Below are 20,284 nucleotides of genomic sequence, written 5' to 3' on the forward strand. Positions count from 1 at the left end.
ATCTCGGTGGTCGAGACATCGGCATGGCCGAGCAGCGTCTGGATCGCCCGGAGATCGGCGCCACCGGCGAGGAGGTGCGTGGCGAAGGCATGGCGCAGCACATGCGGCGTCACCTTCGCCGGCGCGATCCCGGCGGCCAGGGCGAGCTCCTTGAGAAGCGCATGGAACGCCTGGCGGGTCATGTGGCCAGCCTGCCCGCGGGCGGGAAAGAGGTGGCGTCCCGGCGGGATCTGCGCCTTGAGCCGCGCGGCCTCCTCGGCAGCGTCTCGCGCCGCGAGCCAGTCTGCGAGCGCCGTGCGGGCCGGGGGCGAAAGCGGCACCATCCGCTCCTTGTCGCCCTTGCCGCGCACCATCAGCATCCGCGGATCGCCGCGCGCCGCCGCGACCGGCAGGCCGACAAGCTCGCTGACCCGCATGCCGGTGGCGTAAAGAAGCTCCATCAGGCAGATGTTGCGCAGGCGGTCGAAGTCGCCGCGGCCGCTTTTGCGGGCGGCGTCGAGCAGCGTCTCCACCTCCTCGACGCTCAGCACTTTCGGCAGGCGCTTGGCCCGGCCCGGCCCGGTGATCTGGATCGCCGGGTTGTCGCCGCGCCAGCCTTCCTCATAGGCGAAACGGTAGATCTGGCGGATCGACGACAACCGCCGCGCGCGGGTGGCGCGCGACAGACCCTCGGCTTCGCAGCCGACGAGATAGGCCTCCACGTCGGTCCGCGCCGCGCGATCGAAGCCGAGCCCGCGGTGTGCGAGCCAGCCGGCGAAGTCCTTCAGGTCGCGCCCATAAGCGAGAAGCGTGTTGCGCGCCGCCCCGAGCTCCGCCGCCTGGGCATCGAGGAAGGCCGAGATCCAGCGGTCCGCGTCCTTCATTCTCAGCCCCGCCGCTCCAGCAGCATCAGTTCGAGCGCCGCGCGCCGCGCGACCCTCTCGTGCCCGAGGTGGCGCAGCAGGACGAGCCCCTCTGTCACGTCGCGCAACTCCCCGCGCGCGCCCTCGGTGATGTCATCGACCGCCGCGAGCAGAGCCTCGCCGGCCCGGTTCTCGTCGAGGAGCGTCGCGTATTTCGCAGCCGGCGCCTTGCCGGGCCCGAAGGCGGCCTGAACCGCCGCGCCCATCTGGTCGGGCGGGCGCGCATCGGCGGTCCGTCCGATCGCGAGACCGATCAGGAACGCCTCGGTGTCATCCGTGGGAGCCCGCGTCGCGGCGATGCGCTCGGAGTCTTCGGACAGAAGGCCGACCCGGAACGCGAGCATGCCCGCCTCGCCCTCGAGACGCGCGCCGGACAGCGCGCGGCCGTAGAGCGCGGCGAAGGGGACCTCGAGCTCGATCGCCGACATCTGTTCCCAGGCTTCGGGCAGGATCTTCGCGATCCGCGCCGCGTCATGGGCCGAAATCGCGGTATCGAGCGCCTGGATCAGGTCGACCCGCTCCCAGACCCCGCCCGACGCCGCGGCCTTGCGTTCGGTGTAAAGCCCGAGGAGCCGGTTCGGCTCGATCGCGCCAGTCCGGGCCAGCCGCTCGCCGGCTTCCAGCCGCGTCTTCCAGCCGGCGTTGGAGCGCAGGTCGGCCTGCGCGAAGGCCACCGGCAGCGTCGTCGTCGCCAGCGGTTGTCCGATCGCCTCCATCAGCCGAAGCACGAGCGGCGAGGGGCGCTGCGGCACCGGCAGGGGCGGCTCACCCTCGAAAAGCTCGGGGTCGAGGAACCGCTCGAGGAGTGCTGCGGTCTCGGCATCGACATAGCCGAGCGTCTCGCCGGTCCTGAGCGACAGCGCCGCCGCGTTCCAGTCGCCGCCCCGCGCGAGGCAGAAGACCCGCGCCGGGAAGGTCGGCGCGATCTCCGGGGTCTCGCGCATCTTCACGCAGGCCCGGTCCTCCTGGCCGATGAGAAGCGCGACGTCGAACCAGCGGCGGAACGCCTCGGCCTTCGGATCCTCGACCAGTTCCAGAAGCGAGAGCGCGGGATCGAGCGCGCCGAGATCGAGAAGCTTGTCCACCCGCGCGAGGAACAGCGCGCCGCTGCCATCGGAATCGACCGGCGGCGCGAGTTCGGCCAGAAGCAGCGTGTAGAGAAACGACTGGATCGCGGGCAGCGTATCGACGCGCTCGGCCCGGATCAGCCTTGCGAGGTCATCGGAAGCGGTGGTTCCCCACAATCCGCGCGGCAAGCCGGTCCTGGATTGGGGCAGAAGCCCGAGGCCGTCGAGCGTCGGCCCGTCGATCGGCGAGATGGCGATCGGCGAGCGGGAAACCCCTGCCGCCACCGGCGGTTCGATCCTCGTCGCGGGCGGCAACGGTCGCGCCGACGAACCCGCCACCGATTTCGACAACCAGTCGATCGCCGACAGCGGCGGCGCTCCATGCGACTCCGCGTGCAGCGGGGTTGCCGTCAGGATCGCGGCAGCGAGAACGCCGCCCCTAGTTTTCCACATTCAGTTCGACCGGTTCGTTGACCTCGGTCCGCTTCGGCGTCATGTCGCCGAGATAGGCGTAGCCCGCCAACCCGATGAAGCCGAGAAGCGCGAGAATGAAAATCGCCTTGAGAAGTCGCAGCATTCTTTCCTGCCGTTTTCTTGTCGTTTGTCGGGTCTTGCCCGTTGCCTGTATTTGACCCGAGGGTCCGATCCGCGATGTTACGGCGCGAATGCACCGATTATATATGGCAATTCCGGCGAATTCACGCCATTCACGGCAGAAAGTTTCGTCATGGGCAGGAGGTCGCCGCGCCGGCGGACCGGCTGCCGGGCCGGGGGTGAGAGGCACCGAGTGCGGCAAAGGCTGAAAAAGACGGTCGTGCTGGTGGGCATGATGGGGGCGGGCAAGACCGCGGTCGGCACGGCGCTTGCGCGGCTGCTCGGCGTCGGGTTTCTCGATTCCGACGAGGAGATCGTGCGCGCCGCGAACCGGACCGTGGCCGAGATCTTCGAGCGCGACGGCGAACCCTTCTTCCGCGCCCGCGAATCGGAGGTGCTGGCGCGCCTTCTCGCCGGACCGCCCTGCATCCTGTCGACCGGCGGCGGCGCCTTCCTGTCGGCCGAGAACCGCAAGCTGATCGCTGCGAAGGGCGTCTCGGTTTGGCTCCGGGCGGATCTGGAGCTTCTCTGGCAGCGGGTGCGCCACAAGAACACAAGGCCGCTCCTGCGCACCGCCGACCCGAAGGGGACGCTGGCGGCACTTCTGGACAAGCGCGCGCCGCTCTATACCGAGGCAGGCGTGATCGTCGACGCGCGGGCCGAATACTCGATCGAGGACATGGCCCGTCAGGTGATCGCCGCGCTGGCCGAACGCCCCGACATTCTGGAGACCGCATGACCGACACGACCGAAACCGTCCACGTGGATCTTGGCAGCCGCAGCTACGACGTGCGCATCGGCGCCGGGCTTCTCGCCCGCGCGGGGGCGGAGATCGCACCGTTCCTCAAGCGGCGCCGGGTGGCGGTGCTGACCGACGAGACGGTGGGAGAGCTCCATCTCGACGCCTTGCGTAAAGGCCTCGGCGATATCGCGATGACCGCGCTGGCGCTGCCGGCAGGCGAGGCGACCAAGGGATGGCCGCAATTCTCGCGCGCGGTCGACTGGCTCCTGGCCGAGAAGGTCGAGCGGCGCGACATCGTGGTCGCGTTCGGCGGCGGCGTGATCGGCGACCTCGCGGGCTTCGCCGCCGCGGTACTGCGCCGCGGCGTGCGCTTCGTCCAGATCCCGACCTCGCTTCTCGCGCAGGTCGACAGTTCGGTCGGCGGCAAGACCGGGATCAACTCGGTCCACGGCAAGAACCTGATCGGCGCCTTCCATCAGCCCGCGCTGGTGCTCGCCGACATCGGCGTGCTCGGCACGCTGCCGGCGCGCGATTTCCTCTCGGGTTACGGCGAGGTGGTGAAATACGGGCTTCTCGGCGACGCGGCCTTCTTCGACTGGCTCGAGGCGAACGGTCCCGCGCTCGCCGCCGGCGACATGGCCGCGCGGCAATACGCGGTGCGCCGCTCGGTCGAGATGAAGGCCCGCATCGTCGAGCGCGACGAGACCGAGGAGGGCGATCGCGCGCTCCTCAACCTCGGCCATACCTTCTGCCACGCGCTCGAGACCGCAACCGGCTATTCCGACCGGCTCCTCCACGGCGAGGGCGTCGCGATCGGCTGCGCGCTCGCCTTCGAACTCAGCCAGCGGCTCGGTCTCTGTTCGCAGGAAGCCCCGAGCCGGGTCCGCGCGCATCTGAAGGCGATGGGGATGAAGACCGATCTCGCCGACATTCCCGGCGACCTGCCCGATGCGGAGGCGCTCCTCGCGCTCATGGCGCAGGACAAGAAGATCGTCGACGGCAGGCTGCGCTTCATCCTCGCCCGCGGCATCGGCGAGGCCTTCGTGACCTCCGACGTGCCGGGCGAGGCAGTGCGCAAGGTTCTGGGCGAAGCACTCGCCCGCCGCTGAGGACGCTCGCCCGGAGCGAACGCCTCCTCATCTTCATTGCCGAAATACCCCGGGGGTGTGGGGGCAGCGCCCCCACGCGCCGTGGTCGTCAGCAGTCAATCAGAACGGAATCTCGTCGTCGAGATCGGAGCGGCCGCCGCCACCGCCGCCGCCGCCCTGGCTGCCGCCGCCGTAGCCGCCCGAACCGCCACCGTATCCGCCCGAACCGCCGCCATAGCCGCCGGAGCGGTCGTCCTCGTAGCCGCCGCCAGCGCCGCCGCCCTCGCCGCGGCCGTCAAGGAGCGTCAGCTCGCCCCGGAACTGGCGCAGCACGATTTCGGTCGTGTAACGGTCCTGGCCGGACTGATCCTGCCATTTCCGGGTCTCGAGCTGGCCCTCGATATAGACCTTGGAGCCCTTCTTCAGATACTGCTCGGCGATCTTGACGAGGTTCTCGTTGAAGATCGCGACCGAGTGCCACTCGGTCCGCTCGCGCCGTTCGCCGGTATTGCGGTCGCGCCAGTTTTCCGAGGTGGCGATGCGCAGGTTGCAGACCTTGCCGCCGTTCTGGAACGACCGCACCTCGGGGTCGCGCCCGAGATTGCCGATCAGAATGACCTTGTTTACCGATCCCGCCATGCGGACATCCTCCTCGCGATTCCATTCGCCCCGTTAGACCATCCGGCCGCTGCCGATGGAAGGCCAACATGGTTGCGATTTCCCTAATTCCGGCCCGCCCGCGCCTCCGGCGGGTCTGCAACTTTGGGTGCAGACGCCCGCTCATCTGACCTCTGGTCCTGCGGTTCAATGGCGTGGTGCGGGTTTTGGCTCCAGATCCGTACCACCAAAGCCGGGACATACCGCCCCGGCAACCAGGGAGACCGACATGATCCGCAAGATCCCCCTCGCCGCAGCCCTCGCGCTCGCTTGTGCCTTCCCCGCCGCCGCGAGTTCGATGCCCGATGCCGCGACCCAGGCGAAGATCACCGCCGACCTCAAGGCCCAGGGCTACGAGGTCCGCAAGATCGACTCCGAGGACGGCATGATCGAGGTCTACGCCGTGAAGGACGGCAAGACCTACGAACTCTACCTCGACGCCAACCTGAAGATCGTGCGCAGCAAGGAAGGCAGCTGAGCCGGTTCGGGGCGGCGGGCCCCGTCCGCCGCCCGTCCACGCCGGGAGGCAGAACATGCGAAAAATCAAGGTCTGGGATCCGGTCGTGCGGATCTTCCACTGGTCGCTCGTCGCGGGCTTCACGGCGAACGCGCTCTTGACCGATCCCGAAGGCAAGACCCACGAGGCAATCGGCCTCGCCCTCGTCGCCCTAGTCGCGCTGCGGATCGCCTGGGGCTTCGTCGGATCGCACCATGCGCGCTTCGCCGACTTCCGGCCATCCATCGGCGCCGGTCTCGGCCAGCTTGGCGAGATGGCGACCGGGCGGCGCCGGATCCATGCCGGGCATTCTCCGCTCGGGGCGCTGATGATCTACAACCTGATCGCGGTGCTTATAGTGATCGGCTTTTCAGGCTACGCGATGACGACCTACAGCTTCTTCGGCAGCAGGTGGGTCGAGGAGGTGCACGAGATCGCCGTGCGTTGGGCGGAGCTTTCGGTCCTCGCCCATGTCGCGGCGGTCGTGTTCGAGAGCCGCAGGCTCGGGATCAACCTTCCGAAATCCATGGTGACCGGTTACAAGACCCTACCGGCAACCGGGACGCAGGAATGACCGACGGCACGGCCCCAGGCAAAGACAGGCAGGCGGCGATCCTTGTGCTCATGGCAGTGCAGGGCTTCTGCGCCGCCTTCTTTCTCTTCGACGCCACCACCGATCTCCTTACCAACCCCGACTCGCTGTTTCAGGGGCCGCACATGATGCTCGAGCTTGTCGCCACGCTCGGCCTGATCGCCGGGATCGCCTTCGAGGGCGCTTATCTCGTGCGGCTCCTGCGGCGGCAGGCCCATGTCGAGCGCGCGCTCTCGGTCGCCTCGGGCGCGCTGCATGACGTGATGGAGAGCTATTTCGAACAGTGGCAGCTGACCCCGGCCGAGGCGGACGTCGCGCAGTTCACCATCAAGGGCTGCTCGATCGCCGAGATCGCCGAGTTGCGAGGCTCCGCCGAGGCGACGGTCAAGACCCACCTGAACGCGATCTACCGCAAGGCCGGGCTCCGTGGCCGCGCCCAGCTCGTCAACCTGCTGATCGAGGAGCTGCTCGGCGGCCGGATCGCGCAAAGGGAGAGTTAAGATGGCAAACGAGCAACCTGAGGTGGCGATCCGCGCAAAGTCCTGTTCGGCGGCGAAAATTTCGGTATAGTCCGGCGCGGTAAAAGTGCCGGACGAGGGACCGATGCGTATTTCCAGGGCAGCATTCGTGGCCGCGACCGTGGTGTCGTCGGTTGGGGCGGCGCAGGCCGAAGGTCTGGTCTTGTCAAGGTCAGGCAGCCTGCCGGGATCGCGGCTGGCGCAGTTTCACAAGCAGACCGCGGTGCTCGACAGCCGCGCGTCGACCCAGTACGCCGCCTCGACGCGCTTGACGCCGAACGGCAAGAGCCCGGTGTCGTCAACGTCAATCCCGTCCTATTCCGGGCGCTATCGCGGGCTCTACCTCGACGCGGCCAAGACGGCAGCGCGCAGGCATGGCGTGCCGGAGGACCTGTTCCTGAGACTCGTGCAACAGGAATCGGGCTGGAACCCGAAGGCGGTGTCCAACAAGGGGGCGACGGGGCTTGCCCAGCTGATGCCGGCGACGGCCCGGCGGCTTGGCGTGAACGCCACCGATCCGCACGACAATCTCGACGGCGGCGCGCGCTACCTGCGCATGATGTATGACCGCTTCGGCAACTGGAAACTCGCGCTCGCGGCCTACAATGCGGGGCCTGAGGCGGTCGCCAAGTATGGCGGCGTGCCGCCCTATGCCGAGACCAAGGGTTACGTCCGGGCGATCCTCGGCATCTGAACCGACCCGTCGGTGCCGCGGCCGGCGTCAGCGGCGCTCAGTGGCGGCCGGCTCTTCCTCGATGACGTAGTCGCGCGGGATCCCCTTCGTCGCGCGCGCCCAGATCGTCGCCGCGGCACGGCTCTGGTGAGCATCGAACGCGGCCCGGTCGCGGAACGTCTCGGCCACCGCGAAGCGGCAGGGATCGGCGTGGGAGCGCAGCACCTCGAAGCGCAGGCAGCCGGGCTCGGCCCGAGTGAGCCGGATGTGATCAGCCAGGAGGCCTGAGATGCGGTCGGCCTCTTCCAGAGACCGGCAGACCAGAAATCCCGAGAGCTTGACGCGCGACATGCAAAAGAAGGTAGGACCGTTCCGGCGTGAGGCAAGAGAAATCCACCGCCGGGGAGGCGAAAGCCGGCGTATTCTTGCGAAAACCGGGCCGAACCGTGCGCGCAGAGGTGCTTATCACCATCCGGCGCGGCGTCCCTTGCGACGGATGGATCCGGCCGCCACCGGTGCTACCCTGTCGCCATGTGCGGACGATTCATCCTCGGTGACGGCAGCTGGGCCGAATATCACGACGCGCTCTCGGTCATTCGCGGCGCGGCCGGCCGGGTCAGCTACAACATCAAGCCGACCGAGACCGTCAGCCTCGCCTTCAACGGCGCGGGCGGGCTCGAGGCCGGTGCGGCGCGCTGGTGGTTCGTGCCGCACTGGCACAGGGGCGAGGTGAAGGAGTGGAAGGCCACGACCTTTAACGCGCGGATCGAGAGCGCGCATGAAAAGCCGGTGTTCCGGGCCGCCTGGGCGGCGGGGCGCTGCATCCTGCCCGCCTCGGGCTATTACGAGTGGACCGGCGAGAAGGGGCGCAAGCAGCCCTGGCTCATCACGGTCGAGCAGAACCTGCCGGTCTTTTTCTTCGCGGGCCTGAAGGCGGCGCGTCCCGATGGCAGCCTGACCTGCGCGATCCTCACCCGCGCTGCCGACCCGTCGATCCGGCACCTGCATCCGCGGATGCCGGTGGTCCTGAGTTCGGAGGAACTGCTGCCGTGGCTCGACGCCGCGACACCGGATGAAGACGCGGTGGCGACGCTCGGGACCGGCTGGTCGGGGCGCTACGTGACTCGCAGGGTCCGGCCCTTCGGTATCGCCGATGACGGGCCCGAGCTGATCGAGGCCGACGGCTTCGATCTCTGAGCCGCCCTGTCAGACGCCGCGCTGCATCTCCGCCTCGATCCAGTCGGCGAAGGCACGGGTCGCCGGGGTCTCGGCATGGCCAGCGGGCGGCAGCAGGTAATAGGCCTCGACGAGCTTCAGTCGGTGCGGCCAGGGCTCGGCGAGCGGTGTCGTGCGGCGGATGCCGTCGATCATGAAGCCCTGCGCAAGGGCGAGGCCCTGGCCGGTGATCGCGGCGGTAAGGCTGATGACATAGGTCGAGGCGAGGTGGATCTTGCGCCCCGCCGGCAGGTCGTGACCCTGGGCCTGCAGCCATGTCTCCCAGTTCGACATGACGCCGGCGCAGTCGAACAGGGGATCGCGCCGCCAGTCCGGGGCGCCGTCCGCGAAGCCGGGCGCGCAGACCGGGGTGATGGTCTCCTCAAGGATCAGCCGGGCGCTTGCCGACATGTCCTCGCGCCGGCCGAAACGGATCTCGATGTCGCTGTTTCCAGGCGCGTTCTCGGCCCCCCAGACGGCGGTCTGGATGTTCAGGGTAAGCCAGGGCAGCGCCTCGGCAAGCTGGCCGAGCCGGGGCGCGAGCCACCAGGTGGCGAAGGTCATGTTGCACAGGATCCGGAGCGTCCGCCCGCGCTCGCCGCCGGTGAAGGCGCGGGTGCCGCGGGCGAGCGTCGCGAAGGCCTCGCGCACCATCGGCAGGTAGTTCGACCCCGCCTCCGTGAGTGCAAGTGTCCGGCTCTGGCGGTGGAAGAGATCCTGCCCGAGCCAGGATTCGAGGCTGCGGACATGCTGGCTGATCGCCGATTGCGTCAGGTTCAGTTCCTGCGCGGCGAGGGTGAACGAGAGGTGCCGCGCGGCCGCCTCGAAGGCACGCAGCCAGGTCAACGGGGGCAGGTTCAGGCCGGACATCGGGGGCGCGCAATCCGTGCATTAACTTTTCTAATGGCATAGCCTCGAATTCATCGCTGGTAAACGGATCCGATTGGCCTAGGACTTGCACATCAGCCGTGGGAGGACGGAATGAACGAGATGACGGGAACCGCGCGGGCGAATATCGCGCACTGGCAGGAACGCTGCGACATGGCGGCGGCCTTCCGCTGGACCTATCGCATGAACCTGCACGAGGCGGTGGCGAACCACTTCAGCCTCGCCGTCAACGAGGACGGCACGCAGTTCCTGATGAACCCGAACCAGATGCATTTCAGCCGGATCCGCGCCTCGGATCTCTTGCTTCTGGATGCCAACGACCCGAAGACGCTGGACCGGCCCGACGCGCCCGATCCGACCGCCTGGGGGCTGCATGGCGGGATTCACCGGCTGGTCCCGCATGCGCGCTGTGTCATGCATGTCCATTCGATCCACGCGACCGTGCTCGCCTGCCTTGCCGACAGCACGCTGCCGCCGATCGACCAGAACACCGCGATGTTCTACGAGCGCCACGTCATCGACGGGGATTTCGGCGGCCTCGCGCTCGGGGACGAGGGTGAACGCTGCGCCGGGCTGCTCAAGGATCCGAAGACCACCGTGATGATCATGGGCAACCACGGCGTCCTGGTGATCGGTGCCACGCCGGCCGAGGCCTTCAACCGGCTCTACTATTTCGAACGCGCGGCCGAGACCTATATCCGCGCGCTGCAGACCGGCCGGCCGCTTAGGGTGCTGAGCCACGAGATCGCCTCGACGACCGCGGCCCAGCTCGACGATTATCCGGGCTACGCGACCCAGCACCTCGCCGAGCTCCGGCGCATCCTCGATACCGAAGGCGACGACTACGCGAGCTGAGGAGCGCGCCATGCCGGATTACGTGCCGACCAACGCCGCCTCGTCCGGCGTGACGCTCGACAAGAAGCTATTGAAGCAGATCGCGGCGCGGAGCGACCGGCCGGGGCTCGTCTACCTCGCCCGGTGGGCGGCCGCGCTGATCGCCACCGGCGCGCTGGTCTGGGTGACGCTCGGCACTTCATGGCTCTGGCCGGCGATGTTCGCCTACGGCACGGTCCTGACCGTGCCGGCCTATGCGTTCAGCCACGAGACGGCGCATGGCACCGCCTTCCGCAGCCGCTGGCTCAACGAGGCGGTGCTGTGGCTCACCTCGCTGATCTACATGGAGGAGCCTCTCCACCGCCGCTACACCCATACCAACCACCACACCTTCACGTGGCATGTCGGCATGGACAGCCAGATGCCCTTCGACACGCCGATGGGGTTTTCGGGCTGGCTGGCCGAGGTGACCGGGTTCGGGCTCCTGCGGTTCCACATGGCGGTGATGGTGCGGCTCGCCTTCGGACGCTACTCCGACGTGATGCGCGACGTGACGCCGGCGGGCGAGTTCCCGAAGATGACGCGGAACGCGCGGATATTTCTCTTGATCTACGCCGCCATCGCCGTCCTGATCGCGGCGGGCCAGCTCTGGCCCCTGTGGTTCCTCGTCCTGCCGCGCATGCTCGGCGCGCCGGTGATGCTGCTCTTCACGCTCACCCAGCATGTCGAGCTGCAGGAAAACTCGCCCTCGATCCTCGACAGCACGCGGTCGTTCCGCACCTCCTGGCTCGGCCGGTTCCTCTACATGAACATGAACAACCATGTGGAGCACCACCTTTATCCTCAAGTGCCGTTCCATGCGCTGCCGACACTCGCCAAGGCGATCGAGACGCAGGTGCCCGAACCCGATCCGGGCTTCTGGCGCACCAATGCCGAGGTGTTCGGGGTCGTGCTGCGGCGGTCGCTGGGGCTCTCGACCAGGGCGCCGTCGATCCGGCAGGCGCCGCACATGATCACCGAGGGCGGTCGCGTCGAGCGGATCGCGCAGCGGACGATGTGAGGCGAGCGTCATGACCCAATGGATTCGCGCCTGCGCGGCGGACGAGATCGACGAAGAGGACCTGATCCGCTGGGATCACGGCGGCCACAGCTACGCGATCTATAACACCGAGAAGGGCTTCTTCGCCACAGACGGCATCTGCACGCACGAGCATCAGAGCCTCGATGAGGGGCTGGTGATCGGCTGCGTCATCGAATGCCCGCTGCATGGCGGACGCTTCGACATCCCCTCCGGCAAGGCCCTGTCGGCCCCGGTCTGCACCGATCTCGCGACCCATCCGGTGCGGATCGAGAACGGCGAGGTCTTTATCGCCGTCGGCTAGGCCGCCGCGCTCTCCAGAAGCTCGCGCCAGCGGTGGCAGGCGACCTCGTGCCCGTCGCCGGGATGCTCCAGCATCGGCTCGTCCTTCTTGCAGCGGTCTACCGCATGGGGGCAGCGCGTGTGGAACTTACAGCCCGAGGGCTGGTTGGTGGGCGAGGGGATCTCGCCGATCAGCTTTTGGGCGCGGCCCCGGTCGTCGGGATCGAGCGACGGGATCGCCGAGAAGAGCGCCTTCGTGTAAGGATGGCGTGGCGCCTTGAAAAGCTCGCGGGTCGGCGCGGATTCGACGAGCCGTCCGAGATACATCACCGCGACATGGTCACAGGTATGGGCGACGACCGAGAGATCGTGGCTGATGAACAGGAACGTAATCTTAAGATCGCGCTGCAACTCTTTCAGAAGATTGAGAACATCGGCTTGGATCGACACGTCGAGGGCAGCGACGCTTTCGTCGGCAACCACGAATTTTGGTCCCGAGACGAGCGCCCGGGCGATTGAGATGCGCTGGCGCTGGCCACCCGAGAAGGCATGCGGGAAGCGCCGGAGATGCTCGAGGTTCAGCCGGCACTTGGCCGCGATCTGGCGTACCCTCGCGTCGGTCTCCTCGCGGGTCTTGGTGAGCCCCATGACCTCCAGCGGTTCCGCGATGATGTCTCGGACCGTCATGCGTGGCGAGAGCGCGGCGTAGGGGTCCTGGAAGATCAGCTGCGCGCGCTTGCGGTAATCCTTCAACTCCGGCCCGGCGAGTGTCGTGAGGTCGTAGTCGACCTCGCCGTCGGCGTAGCTCGCGGACCCGCCGGTGATCGGCACCGCCTTCAGGAGCGCCCGGCCCAACGTCGTCTTTCCCGAACCACTTTCGCCCACGAGGCCGAAAAACGAGCCCTTCTCGATGTCGAGATCGACATGGTCCACCGCCTTCAGGACCTGTTTGCCGAAGAAGCCCGATCCGATCTTGAAGCCGACCGAGAAGTCGCGGGCCTTGATCAGGGTCTCGCTCATGCCGGGACCTCCGCATGGATGTGGCAGGCGACCCGGTGCGAGGCGTCGACGCGGCTGTCATGGGGCAGGGCGGTCTTGCAGACATCGCCGACGATCTTCGGGCAGCGTGTGTGAAAGACGCATCCCGTCGGCCGCTCCAGCGGCGAGGGGATATCCCCCGCGACCGGCGTCAGCGGCGCGTCGAGATCGTCGAGCTTCGGCAACGCGGCCAGCAGGCCTTGGGTATAGGGGTGCTTGGGGTTGCGGATCACCTCGCGCACCGGGCCTTCCTCGACGATCCGGCCGAGATACTTGACCGCGACCTTGTCGGCGGTCTGGGCAATGACGCCGAGGTCGTGGGTGATGAAGATGATGCCCATGTGGAACTCGTTCACGAGGTCTTTCATCAGGTCGATCACCTGCGCCTGGATCGTCACGTCCAAGGCGGTCGTCGGCTCGTCCGCGATCAGAAGCTTCGGCTTGGTCGACAAGGCCATCGCGATCATCGCCCGCTGGCGCATGCCGCCCGACAGTTCGAACGCGTACTGCCCGAAGCGGCGGGACGGGTCGGAGATGCCGACGCGGTCGAGCATCTCGACCGATATCTCCTTCGCCTTGGCCTTCGACATGTCCGCATGGAGCCGGAGCTGCTCGACCATCTGGTCGCCGATGGTGATGGCGGGCGCGAAACTCGCCATCGGTTCCTGGAAGATCTTCGAGATCGCGCCGCCCCGCACGATCTTCAGATCCCGCGCGGTCTTCAGCTTCAGGACCTCGACCGGGCCGGCCTCGGTGTGCAGCGTGATCCGGCTTTCGGGGCCGTAAACGGCGTTCCTTGCGTTCAGATTCATCAGCGCCTTGGCCGTCACCGACTTGCCCGATCCGCTTTCGCCGACGAGCCCCATCACCTGTCCCTTGTCGATGGAAAAGCTCACATCGTCGACCGCCGTCACCAGGCCCTCATCGGTCCGGAACTGGATGGTCAGGTTCTTGACTTCGATCAGTGCCGTCATTTCTTGGTATCCGAATAGGGGTCAGCCGCGTCGCGCAACCCGTCGCCGACGAAGACGAAGGCGAGAACCAGCGCCACGAAGAAGATGACGGGGATGAAATACCACTGGTAGTTCAGGAGCACGTCGGCCTTGGAGACGTTCTGCATCAGCGCGCCGAGCGAGTTCACCGGGTCCTTGAGCCCGAGCCCGATGAACGAGAGCGCGGTCTCGGACCGGACCATGTAGGGAAACGAGATCATCAGGTCGACGATGATGTAGCTTGTGAACGAGGGCAGCAGGTGGCGGCGGATGATATGGCCCGGCGGGGCGCCGCACAGTTCGGCCGCCAGCACATATTCCTGCGTCCGCTCGGTCAAAAGATGCGTTCGTATCCGTCGCGCCAGCGTCGGCCATCCGATGAGGCCGAGGATGATTGAGATGAAGAAGAACCGCGTCTCGGATGACCAGTGGTCAGGCATGAAGGCCGCGAGCGCCATGAAGAGGGGGATCGACGGCACCGTCCGGATCGCGTCGGTGATCATCTGCAGGACCGAGTCGATCCAGCCGCCGAAATAGCCGGCCACCCCTCCAATCACCAGAGCGAGCACGAAGGAGATGAGGACGCCGAGGGTCCCCACCGCGAGCGAGGTCCAGATCGCGTGCAGGGTTCGCCCGAAGATGTCCTTGCCGCTCGCATCGGTGCCGAAGAGGTGGATCTTGCCGCCCTCGTCGAGACCGAAGAGATGGATGTTCGAGGGGATGACGCCGAGGAGCTTGTAGTCCCATCCGCGAACGAAGAACCGCATGTAGAGCCGGTGGTCGCGGTTTTCCGTCACCACCCAGCGAAAGTTCGTCTTGATCGAGCGTTCTCGCTCGGTCGCGTAGACGAAGGGGCGGGCGGAAAAGCCGTTCTCGTCCCAGAATTTCGGGAACTGCGGTGCGCCGTTCTCGTAGTTCTCGTCCCGGCCCGCGATGGTCGGGTCGTAGGGCGAGAGGAACGGCGCGAAGAGCCCCATCAGGATCATGATCACAAGCGCCCAGGCGGCGATCATCGCGGTGCGGTTGCCCCTGAGGCGCGCCCAGATGAGCTGCCCCTGCGAGGCGGTGAAATAGGCCTCCTTGGCCTTCTGGTCGATTCCGGCGGCGGTTTTCCTGCGTCCGAACATGCGCTTACCCCATCATGCCGCGGCGGACGCGCGGGTCGATCAGGGCGAGCAGGATGTCGGTGACGAAGTTCAGCGCCACGATGCTCGCCGTGAGAAGGAAGATGATCGCGCCGGCCAACTGTTGGTCGTTGGAGCGCGCGAGGCTTTCAAAGAGAAGGGCGCCGGATTCGGTCAGCGTCAGGATCAGCGCCACGATCGGCAGTTCGTTGAAGATCCGGTTGAGGTCGAAACCGAGCGAGTTGATCACCGGCCCGAGCGAATGCTTGGCCGGGTAGCGCCAGAGGAGCTTCGCGCCCGAGACGCCGCGCGCCGAGGCGGCGGTAACATAGAGCTTACCGATCTCGTCGAGCATCAGCGCCCGAACGGTCTGCAGCGCGAAAGCAGTGGCCGACCAGCCGAGGATGAAGACCGGCAGCCAGGCGCGCGAGAGGAAGTCGCCGAACTTCGCCCAGCTCCAGGCCGCGTCGCGGTATGCCTTGGAGAAGAGCCCGGTCAGGCTGTCGCCGAAGAGGACCGTCGAGATCAGCATGATGATGAGCGCCAGAAGGAAGTTCGGCAGCGCGAGGCCGAGATAGCTCACGAACCTCAAAGAGTTGTTGGTGACGGGATTCGTCGAGCTTGCGGATATGATGCCGATGGGCACCGCGATCGCATAGGACAGGATCAGCGCCGCCATGCAGATGCCGAGCGAGATCCAGAACTTGTCCGCCAGAAGCTGGTTGATGTTGAGCCTGAGGATGCAGCTGTCGCCGAACTCGCCGTGGACGAAGACGTTGTAGACCCATTTCCCCCAGCGCTCCGGGAACGGCCGGTCGAGGCCGAGGCGTTTCTCCTCCGCCTCGATGTCGGCGATGGTGATCTGCGAGCCTTGGGTGTTCTTGAAGGCGAGGTAACGCTCCGCGCAGGTGCCGGGTACAAGTTCCATCAGCGTGAAGACGATCAGCGAGACGGTCAGAAGCGTGATCAGCGCCAGAAAGGCGCGGGTCAGCGCGAATTGGGCGAATTGGGCCATGTGGATGCGCGTCCTGTCAGTCCGAGAGCGGGCCTCTGCGGCCGGGGCGGACAGTCAGGTCCGCCCCGGCCGGGTTTCAGGTAGTCCCGACATCACTCGTCGAAGTACCACTGGCTCGGCCGATACGGATACGTCCGGTAGTATTCGTAGGACGCCGTCTTGAACTCCGGGAAGTTCTTCAGCGCGTTGCGGTGGTAGATGGGGTCCGGTGTCAGCGCCGTGCCGATGAAGAGGAGGTTCGAGACCATGTTCTCCACCAGCCGGTTCGCGGTCGCCTTGAACTCGTCGGTGCCCGACGGCGCCGATTGCAGCGTGTTGATGTCGTCCATCATCTGCTTGACGTAATCGGGCGGCTCGACGCCGCTCGCGCCGTTGGTGTCGACCCATTCGGCCCAGAGCATGCCGGTCCGGTGGTCGAAGTAGTTGTTGAAGGGCGGCACCCAGAGCTCGTTGTTGCCAAGGACGATGCCCACCGGCTGGCCCTTTTCCCAAAGCCCCACGTCAAGCTGGTTGGAGGATTGGGCCGAGCGGTACTCGTCCGGCGTGATCTCCTTCACCGTGGTCTTGATGCCGACATTGGCCCAGTGCTGGCCGATCAGTTCGACGACCTGGCCGGCGATACCTTGCGTCGCGAACTGCAGGTTCAAGACCAGCGGCGCGCCGTTCGGCAGGTCGCGGAACCCGTCGCCGTCCTTGTCGACGACGCCGACCTCGTCGAGAAGCGCCTTGGCGCCGTCTGGGTCATACTCGGTCGCGAAGGCCTTCCATTTCGGGTCGACGTAATCCGGCAGCGGCGAGAAGCCGGTATATTGCTGGATCACGCCCTCGCCGAAATAGGCGGTCTCGTTGATCTCTTCGCGGTTGATCGCGATCGACATCGCCTGACGGAAGCGCAGGTCGCCGAAGACCTTCCGCTTCTCTTCATCCGCCGATGTGACGTTGAAGGACACCGCATGTATGGTGATCTTCGGCTTCAGCTGCACCGAATAGCCGCCCTTCTCCTGGTTTTCCAGGAGGATCGGCGCGTCGGCGAGTTGCAGCGACTGTGTCTTGTAGTCGGCCTCGCCGTTGACGAGTTTCAGCAGACGGACCTCCTGGTCGTTGGCATAGACCTCGTCCAGTTCGTTGATATAGGGCAGCTGCTGGCCCATCGTGTCGACCTGGAAGAAATAGGGGTTAGCCACGAAGTGCCGCCCCTCGGTCGTGTCGCGGATGACGATGTGGCTTTCGAGCGTGGGCATCGTGTCGGCCGGCATCTTCGCGATCTTGTCGGGCGAGTTCAGCTGCGGCGTCGGCGTGTCGGTCCAGTCCGAATTGCCGAAATAGGCCATGATCACGGCATAGCCGTTCTCGAAGCCCATCTCCTGCGCCAGCTTGTCGGCGTCCGGGTTGATGTCGGGGTGGAATTGACCGAGGAAGTGTTTCGGCTGGAACCCTTGCGCGAAATGCGTGGCGAAATGGGCCAGAAGCCCCGGCTTCGGCGCCGGCAACTTGAAGATGACGGTCAGGTCGTCGGGCGTCTCGACCTCCATCCGTTCGCCCGCAACGGTGACATAGTCCTTCGGCTTCTCGTTGACATTCGGATCGAGTGCGAGGTTGTCGTACCAGAACTTCACGTCGGCCGAGGTGAAGGGCTGGCCGTCCGACCACTTGTGGCCCTTGCGGAGATGGAAGGTGAGCTGGGTGTAGTCCTCGTTCCATTCCCAGCTTTTGGCGACGTTCGGGACAATGGTCTCGAGGTCGTCGGAATAGCGCACGAGGTTGACGTGGCGAACCGAGAGGAAGTCCGACGTGCCGGCCTCGGTGGCATTCGACAGGGCATCGAGCGTGCCGCCATACTTGCCCACCGCGTCATAGGGCACGACGACCAGCGGTTCCTCGGGCAGGCGATCGGCGAGCGCCGGCATCTCGGGGTTGCCGCGGATCTTGCCGTTCAGCTCGGCGATCGCGGGGTTCTCGGTGAATTCCATCGTGCAGCCGGCGGCCGTCTGGAAGTCCGCGAGGTCGTATTGCTGGGGGAAGGCGCCGGGGGCGATGCCGCCCATGTCGGCGACCGTGATGCCGGGGCAGCTCGCCGCCGCGGCCATCGGAAATGCCAGCAGCGCGACGCTGCCGAAAAGTAGTCGTTTCATGATTTCTCCCGTTGCTTGGCTTATTTATGAATTATTATTCTTCCTGGAATCCGGCCCTCAGTCCGAATGCCGAGATCGGCCGGCAGTGGTGCGTGTCTCCAGTTCCCTCCCTCTGATGTTCAAACCGCGCGGTGACCGGCGGACGGTCCCGGGGTGCGCGATCCTGTCGTTCTTCCGTCTCGGAACGAGTATGTCCGCGCCACCGAGACGCCGTCAAGTAATTGCACCGTTTGCATTTCTGCCGGGCGATTCTATCTCAGGGCTTTCATTCACGCGGCACCGTGACTGCGCCGTCGGCGGTGATCATGGTGCGCGTGAAGCGGCTCGCCGCGTGGCGCATCCGATGGTCCGTCATCTCCCGGTAGAGGCTCAGGAGCGTCTCGCGCATCGCCGGATCACCAGCAAGGTCGCGCCGCTCGCCGTCCGCCCGGTGATCGAAGAGCAGGGGCGGCAGGCCGCCGTTGAAATGCACCAGCGTGTGGTCCTTGCCGCGCAAGACGGCGAGGTTCGTCGTCTCCGGGTCTAGGCCGAGCGTGGTCTGCGCGGGCGTCGGCTCGACCGGGTTGCCGAAATCAAGCTCCGACCAGGTGAAGCGCCGCCAGCCGGCCGGTTCCTCGCCGCGCAGGAACGGCATCAGGCTCCGGCCGTTCATCGTCTGCGGCACGTCGAGGCCGAACCGGTCGAGGATCGTCGGCGCAACGTCGACGGATTCCGTCGGGTGGTCGTGGCTCGTGCCGAACGAGCCGGGCAGGGCCGGGTCGCGGATGATCAGCGGCGTGTGATAGGCCGCGTCGTGATAGGTCGATTTCGCCCAGATGTAGCGGTCGCCCAGCATCTCGCCGTGATCGGCGGTGACGACGATCAGCGTCCGGTCGTACTGGCCGGTCGCTTTCAGGAAGTCGATGATGCGTCCGAGATGGTGATCGACCTCGGTCGCCAGCCCGAGGTAGATCGCGCGGAGCTTGCGGATGTTGGCGTCGCTCGGCTCCATATCCGGGAAGCCCTCGACCATGCCCGAGATCGGGTTCTTCGCGTGGCAGGGGGCGATGAACGGGTGGACCGCCTGTTCCTCCTCGATCGTGCCGATCCGCTCGGGCAGCGGGATCGTCGCGGGATCGTACATCCGGTTGTAGGGCTCGGGCGCGACCAGCGGATTGTGCGGGCGGATATAGGTCAGATGCGCGAACCAGCCGGGCGCGCGGGCCCGGAGCGCGCGGATTGTCTCGTCGGTGAGAAAGGCGGTGTCGCTGTCCTCGGCACGGTAGAGCGCGGGATCGTCGGGGTTGGGACCGGTCGGGCGGAAGATCTCGGGGTAGGGCGGCACGTCATAGCCCTTCGCCATCAGGTCGGCGCGCCAGGGCAGGCTTTCCTCCAGCCGCATCTCGACCGCCTCCTGAAACCCCGGCAACACCTGCTCGTAGCTCTTGAGCACGGGATCGCCCGGCGTGTGAACGCGCGGATCCGGCGTCGCGTCGGTATAGCCGAAGAGAAGCGGCAGCCAGCCGGCCTTGCGCATCTCGGTGGCGAGGTTTGGCGTGTCATGCGGCAGGGGCGTGCCGTTCCGGACCGAGCGGTGGTTCATCGCGTACTGGCCGGTGAGCAGCGAGGCGCGCGACGGGCCGCAGGGATTGGCCACCGAGAAGTGCCGCGTGAAGCTCGCGGCATCCGCCATCAGCGCGCGGAGGTTCGGCAGGCGGACATGCCCGGCCAGGGCGCCGGACAGGCAGTCGGCCCGGAGCTGGTCGATCACCACGAACAGGATGTTGTCGGTCGCAGCCATTCCGGCCCCCCTTGGCAGTTGTCCCTGACGAAGGCGGCAATAGCGATTCGGGGCAACGGAAATATGTCGGTTCGTGCGTCGGAATCGTGCCGGCCGCTAATCCTCGAGCTGCCCGTGGATCGCGAACTGGTCGATCCCGGCCTCGGCCGCCTCGATGAAGCGGTACTGCTCGCGCACACCGGCATCGGTCAGGTCGCGCCAGACGGTCAGAACCGTGTTCGGCGCATGCTCGGCGCAGAGATCGGCCATCTGCGCAAGCTCCTCCGCCGCCACGGGGCGCGCCGCCTCGAGGGAGGGCGCGCCGTAGACCTCGACGAAATGCCGCGCCAGCCGCTCGGTAAGCACCTCCAGTTCGGCCGCCTCGATCCGGGTCACGGCGACGAAGGTCACGCGGCCGAAGGTCTCGATCCCGAGCCAGCCGTTGGCGAAGGCCTGGCGCTGCTTGCCGACGAGGTCCGCCTCGCTCCAGTTCGAAAACTCGAAGCCGCCGGAGATTGCCCATTCCCCGGTCCGCGCCGGGATGGCGAAGACGTTCATGTCGCTTTCGTCGAAATGGATCGCGCGGGCGAGCTGCACG

The 20,284-nt window shown here is 66.6% G+C and carries 23 protein-coding genes; 10 read left to right on the forward strand and 13 right to left on the reverse strand.

From position 1 onward, the window contains the following. The 3 genes from OM960_RS00210 to OM960_RS00220 all read right to left on the reverse strand — a co-directional run. On the reverse strand, positions 1-863 hold an 863-nt coding region (locus OM960_RS00210), incomplete at its 3' end, for a tyrosine recombinase (protein ID WP_264770685.1). 2 nt (positions 864-865) lie between these two features. After that, on the reverse strand, positions 866-2,422 hold the full coding sequence (locus tag OM960_RS00215) for a hypothetical protein (protein WP_264770686.1): 1,557 nt from the start codon (positions 2,420-2,422) through the stop codon (positions 866-868). Then, the gene (locus OM960_RS00220) at positions 2,409-2,546 is read right to left on the reverse strand and encodes a hypothetical protein (RefSeq protein ID WP_263332015.1); all 138 of its coding nucleotides are present in this window, start codon (positions 2,544-2,546) and stop codon (positions 2,409-2,411) included. Before OM960_RS00220 ends, OM960_RS00215 begins: the two co-directional genes overlap by 14 nt. 210 nt (positions 2,547-2,756) lie before the next feature. Here OM960_RS00220 and OM960_RS00225 point away from each other — a divergent pair, with 210 nt between their 5' ends. Further along, the gene (locus OM960_RS00225) at positions 2,757-3,302 is read left to right on the forward strand and encodes a shikimate kinase (RefSeq protein ID WP_264770687.1); all 546 of its coding nucleotides are present in this window, start codon (positions 2,757-2,759) and stop codon (positions 3,300-3,302) included. Continuing rightward, on the forward strand, positions 3,299-4,414 hold the full coding sequence (gene aroB / locus OM960_RS00230) for a 3-dehydroquinate synthase (RefSeq protein ID WP_264770688.1): 1,116 nt from the start codon (positions 3,299-3,301) through the stop codon (positions 4,412-4,414). Before OM960_RS00225 ends, aroB begins: the two co-directional genes overlap by 4 nt. Before the next feature lie 99 nt (positions 4,415-4,513). Here the strand turns inward: aroB and ssb are convergent, their stop codons facing one another. Next, entirely contained in the window at positions 4,514-5,032 is a 519-nt protein-coding gene (gene ssb, locus OM960_RS00235) for a single-stranded DNA-binding protein (protein ID WP_263332022.1), read from the reverse strand. Positions 5,033-5,279: 247 nt separating this feature from the next. On the opposite strand from ssb, the gene OM960_RS00240 reads away from it, so the two are divergent. The 4 genes from OM960_RS00240 (at position 5,280) to OM960_RS00255 (ending at position 7,350) form a co-directional block, all read left to right on the forward strand. Beyond that, positions 5,280-5,528, forward strand: coding sequence for a PepSY domain-containing protein (locus tag OM960_RS00240; protein WP_264770689.1), 249 nt, complete (start codon positions 5,280-5,282; stop codon positions 5,526-5,528). A gap of 55 nt (positions 5,529-5,583) precedes the next feature. Then, positions 5,584-6,120 (forward strand): cytochrome b/b6 domain-containing protein, encoded by a 537-nt coding sequence (locus OM960_RS00245; protein ID WP_264770690.1) that lies wholly within the window; start codon positions 5,584-5,586, stop codon positions 6,118-6,120. Beyond that, the gene (locus OM960_RS00250) at positions 6,117-6,638 is read left to right on the forward strand and encodes a helix-turn-helix transcriptional regulator (RefSeq protein ID WP_264770691.1); all 522 of its coding nucleotides are present in this window, start codon (positions 6,117-6,119) and stop codon (positions 6,636-6,638) included. The genes OM960_RS00245 and OM960_RS00250 overlap by 4 nt, the downstream gene beginning before the upstream one ends. 103 nt (positions 6,639-6,741) lie before the next feature. Next, positions 6,742-7,350, forward strand: a complete 609-nt coding sequence (locus OM960_RS00255; protein WP_264770692.1) for a lytic transglycosylase domain-containing protein — start codon at positions 6,742-6,744, stop codon at positions 7,348-7,350. 27 nt (positions 7,351-7,377) lie between these two features. On the opposite strand, the gene OM960_RS00260 is transcribed toward OM960_RS00255, so the two are convergent. Continuing rightward, positions 7,378-7,680, reverse strand: a complete 303-nt coding sequence (locus tag OM960_RS00260) for a putative quinol monooxygenase (RefSeq protein ID WP_263332032.1) — start codon at positions 7,678-7,680, stop codon at positions 7,378-7,380. Between the two features lie 180 nt (positions 7,681-7,860). On the opposite strand from OM960_RS00260, the gene OM960_RS00265 reads away from it, so the two are divergent. Beyond that, positions 7,861-8,526 (forward strand): SOS response-associated peptidase, encoded by a 666-nt coding sequence (locus tag OM960_RS00265; RefSeq protein ID WP_263332034.1) that lies wholly within the window; start codon positions 7,861-7,863, stop codon positions 8,524-8,526. 9 nt (positions 8,527-8,535) lie between these two features. Here OM960_RS00265 and OM960_RS00270 read toward each other — a convergent pair whose 3' ends face one another. Beyond that, on the reverse strand, positions 8,536-9,414 hold the full coding sequence (locus OM960_RS00270; protein WP_290428492.1) for a LysR family transcriptional regulator: 879 nt from the start codon (positions 9,412-9,414) through the stop codon (positions 8,536-8,538). Between the two features lie 111 nt (positions 9,415-9,525). Between OM960_RS00270 and OM960_RS00280 the strand changes: the two genes are divergently transcribed. The 3 genes from OM960_RS00280 to OM960_RS00290 are packed head-to-tail and all read left to right on the forward strand — an operon-like array spanning position 9,526 to position 11,648. After that, positions 9,526-10,287, forward strand: a complete 762-nt coding sequence (locus OM960_RS00280) for a class II aldolase and adducin N-terminal domain-containing protein (RefSeq protein WP_411709770.1) — start codon at positions 9,526-9,528, stop codon at positions 10,285-10,287. 10 nt (positions 10,288-10,297) lie between these two features. Then, the gene (locus OM960_RS00285) at positions 10,298-11,326 is read left to right on the forward strand and encodes a fatty acid desaturase (protein WP_264770693.1); all 1,029 of its coding nucleotides are present in this window, start codon (positions 10,298-10,300) and stop codon (positions 11,324-11,326) included. A gap of 10 nt (positions 11,327-11,336) precedes the next feature. Next, positions 11,337-11,648: a non-heme iron oxygenase ferredoxin subunit gene (locus OM960_RS00290; RefSeq protein WP_264770694.1), complete on the forward strand. Its 312-nt coding sequence runs from the start codon at positions 11,337-11,339 to the stop codon at positions 11,646-11,648. Here the strand turns inward: OM960_RS00290 and OM960_RS00295 are convergent. The 7 genes from OM960_RS00295 to OM960_RS00325 all read right to left on the reverse strand — a co-directional run bounded on the left by OM960_RS00295 (position 11,645) and on the right by OM960_RS00325 (position 20,283). Then, positions 11,645-12,646, reverse strand: coding sequence for an ABC transporter ATP-binding protein (locus OM960_RS00295; RefSeq protein WP_264770695.1), 1,002 nt, complete (start codon positions 12,644-12,646; stop codon positions 11,645-11,647). The two genes, OM960_RS00290 and OM960_RS00295, sit on opposite strands and share 4 nt — an antisense overlap. Further along, positions 12,643-13,638 carry an ABC transporter ATP-binding protein gene (locus OM960_RS00300; protein WP_264770696.1) on the reverse strand — a complete coding sequence of 332 codons (996 nt, stop codon included), beginning with the start codon at positions 13,636-13,638 and terminating at the stop codon, positions 12,643-12,645. Before OM960_RS00300 ends, OM960_RS00295 begins: the two co-directional genes overlap by 4 nt. Next, positions 13,635-14,783 carry an ABC transporter permease gene (locus OM960_RS00305; RefSeq protein WP_264770697.1) on the reverse strand — a complete coding sequence of 383 codons (1,149 nt, stop codon included), beginning with the start codon at positions 14,781-14,783 and terminating at the stop codon, positions 13,635-13,637. Before OM960_RS00305 ends, OM960_RS00300 begins: the two co-directional genes overlap by 4 nt. Before the next feature lie 4 nt (positions 14,784-14,787). Then, positions 14,788-15,795 (reverse strand): ABC transporter permease, encoded by a 1,008-nt coding sequence (locus OM960_RS00310; RefSeq protein ID WP_263332046.1) that lies wholly within the window; start codon positions 15,793-15,795, stop codon positions 14,788-14,790. A gap of 92 nt (positions 15,796-15,887) precedes the next feature. Beyond that, complete coding sequence (locus OM960_RS00315; protein ID WP_264770698.1) at positions 15,888-17,927, reverse strand: ABC transporter substrate-binding protein; 2,040 nt, start codon at positions 17,925-17,927, stop codon at positions 15,888-15,890. Positions 17,928-18,192: 265 nt separating this feature from the next. Next, complete coding sequence (locus OM960_RS00320; RefSeq protein ID WP_264770699.1) at positions 18,193-19,707, reverse strand: sulfatase-like hydrolase/transferase; 1,515 nt, start codon at positions 19,705-19,707, stop codon at positions 18,193-18,195. 96 nt (positions 19,708-19,803) lie between these two features. Beyond that, entirely contained in the window at positions 19,804-20,283 is a 480-nt protein-coding gene (locus tag OM960_RS00325; RefSeq protein WP_264770700.1) for a DUF6505 family protein, read from the reverse strand. Between the last annotated feature and the right edge of the window lies 1 nt (position 20,284).

The organism is Defluviimonas salinarum (assembly GCF_026013545.1).
Classification (GTDB): domain Bacteria; phylum Pseudomonadota; class Alphaproteobacteria; order Rhodobacterales; family Rhodobacteraceae; genus Albidovulum; species Albidovulum salinarum.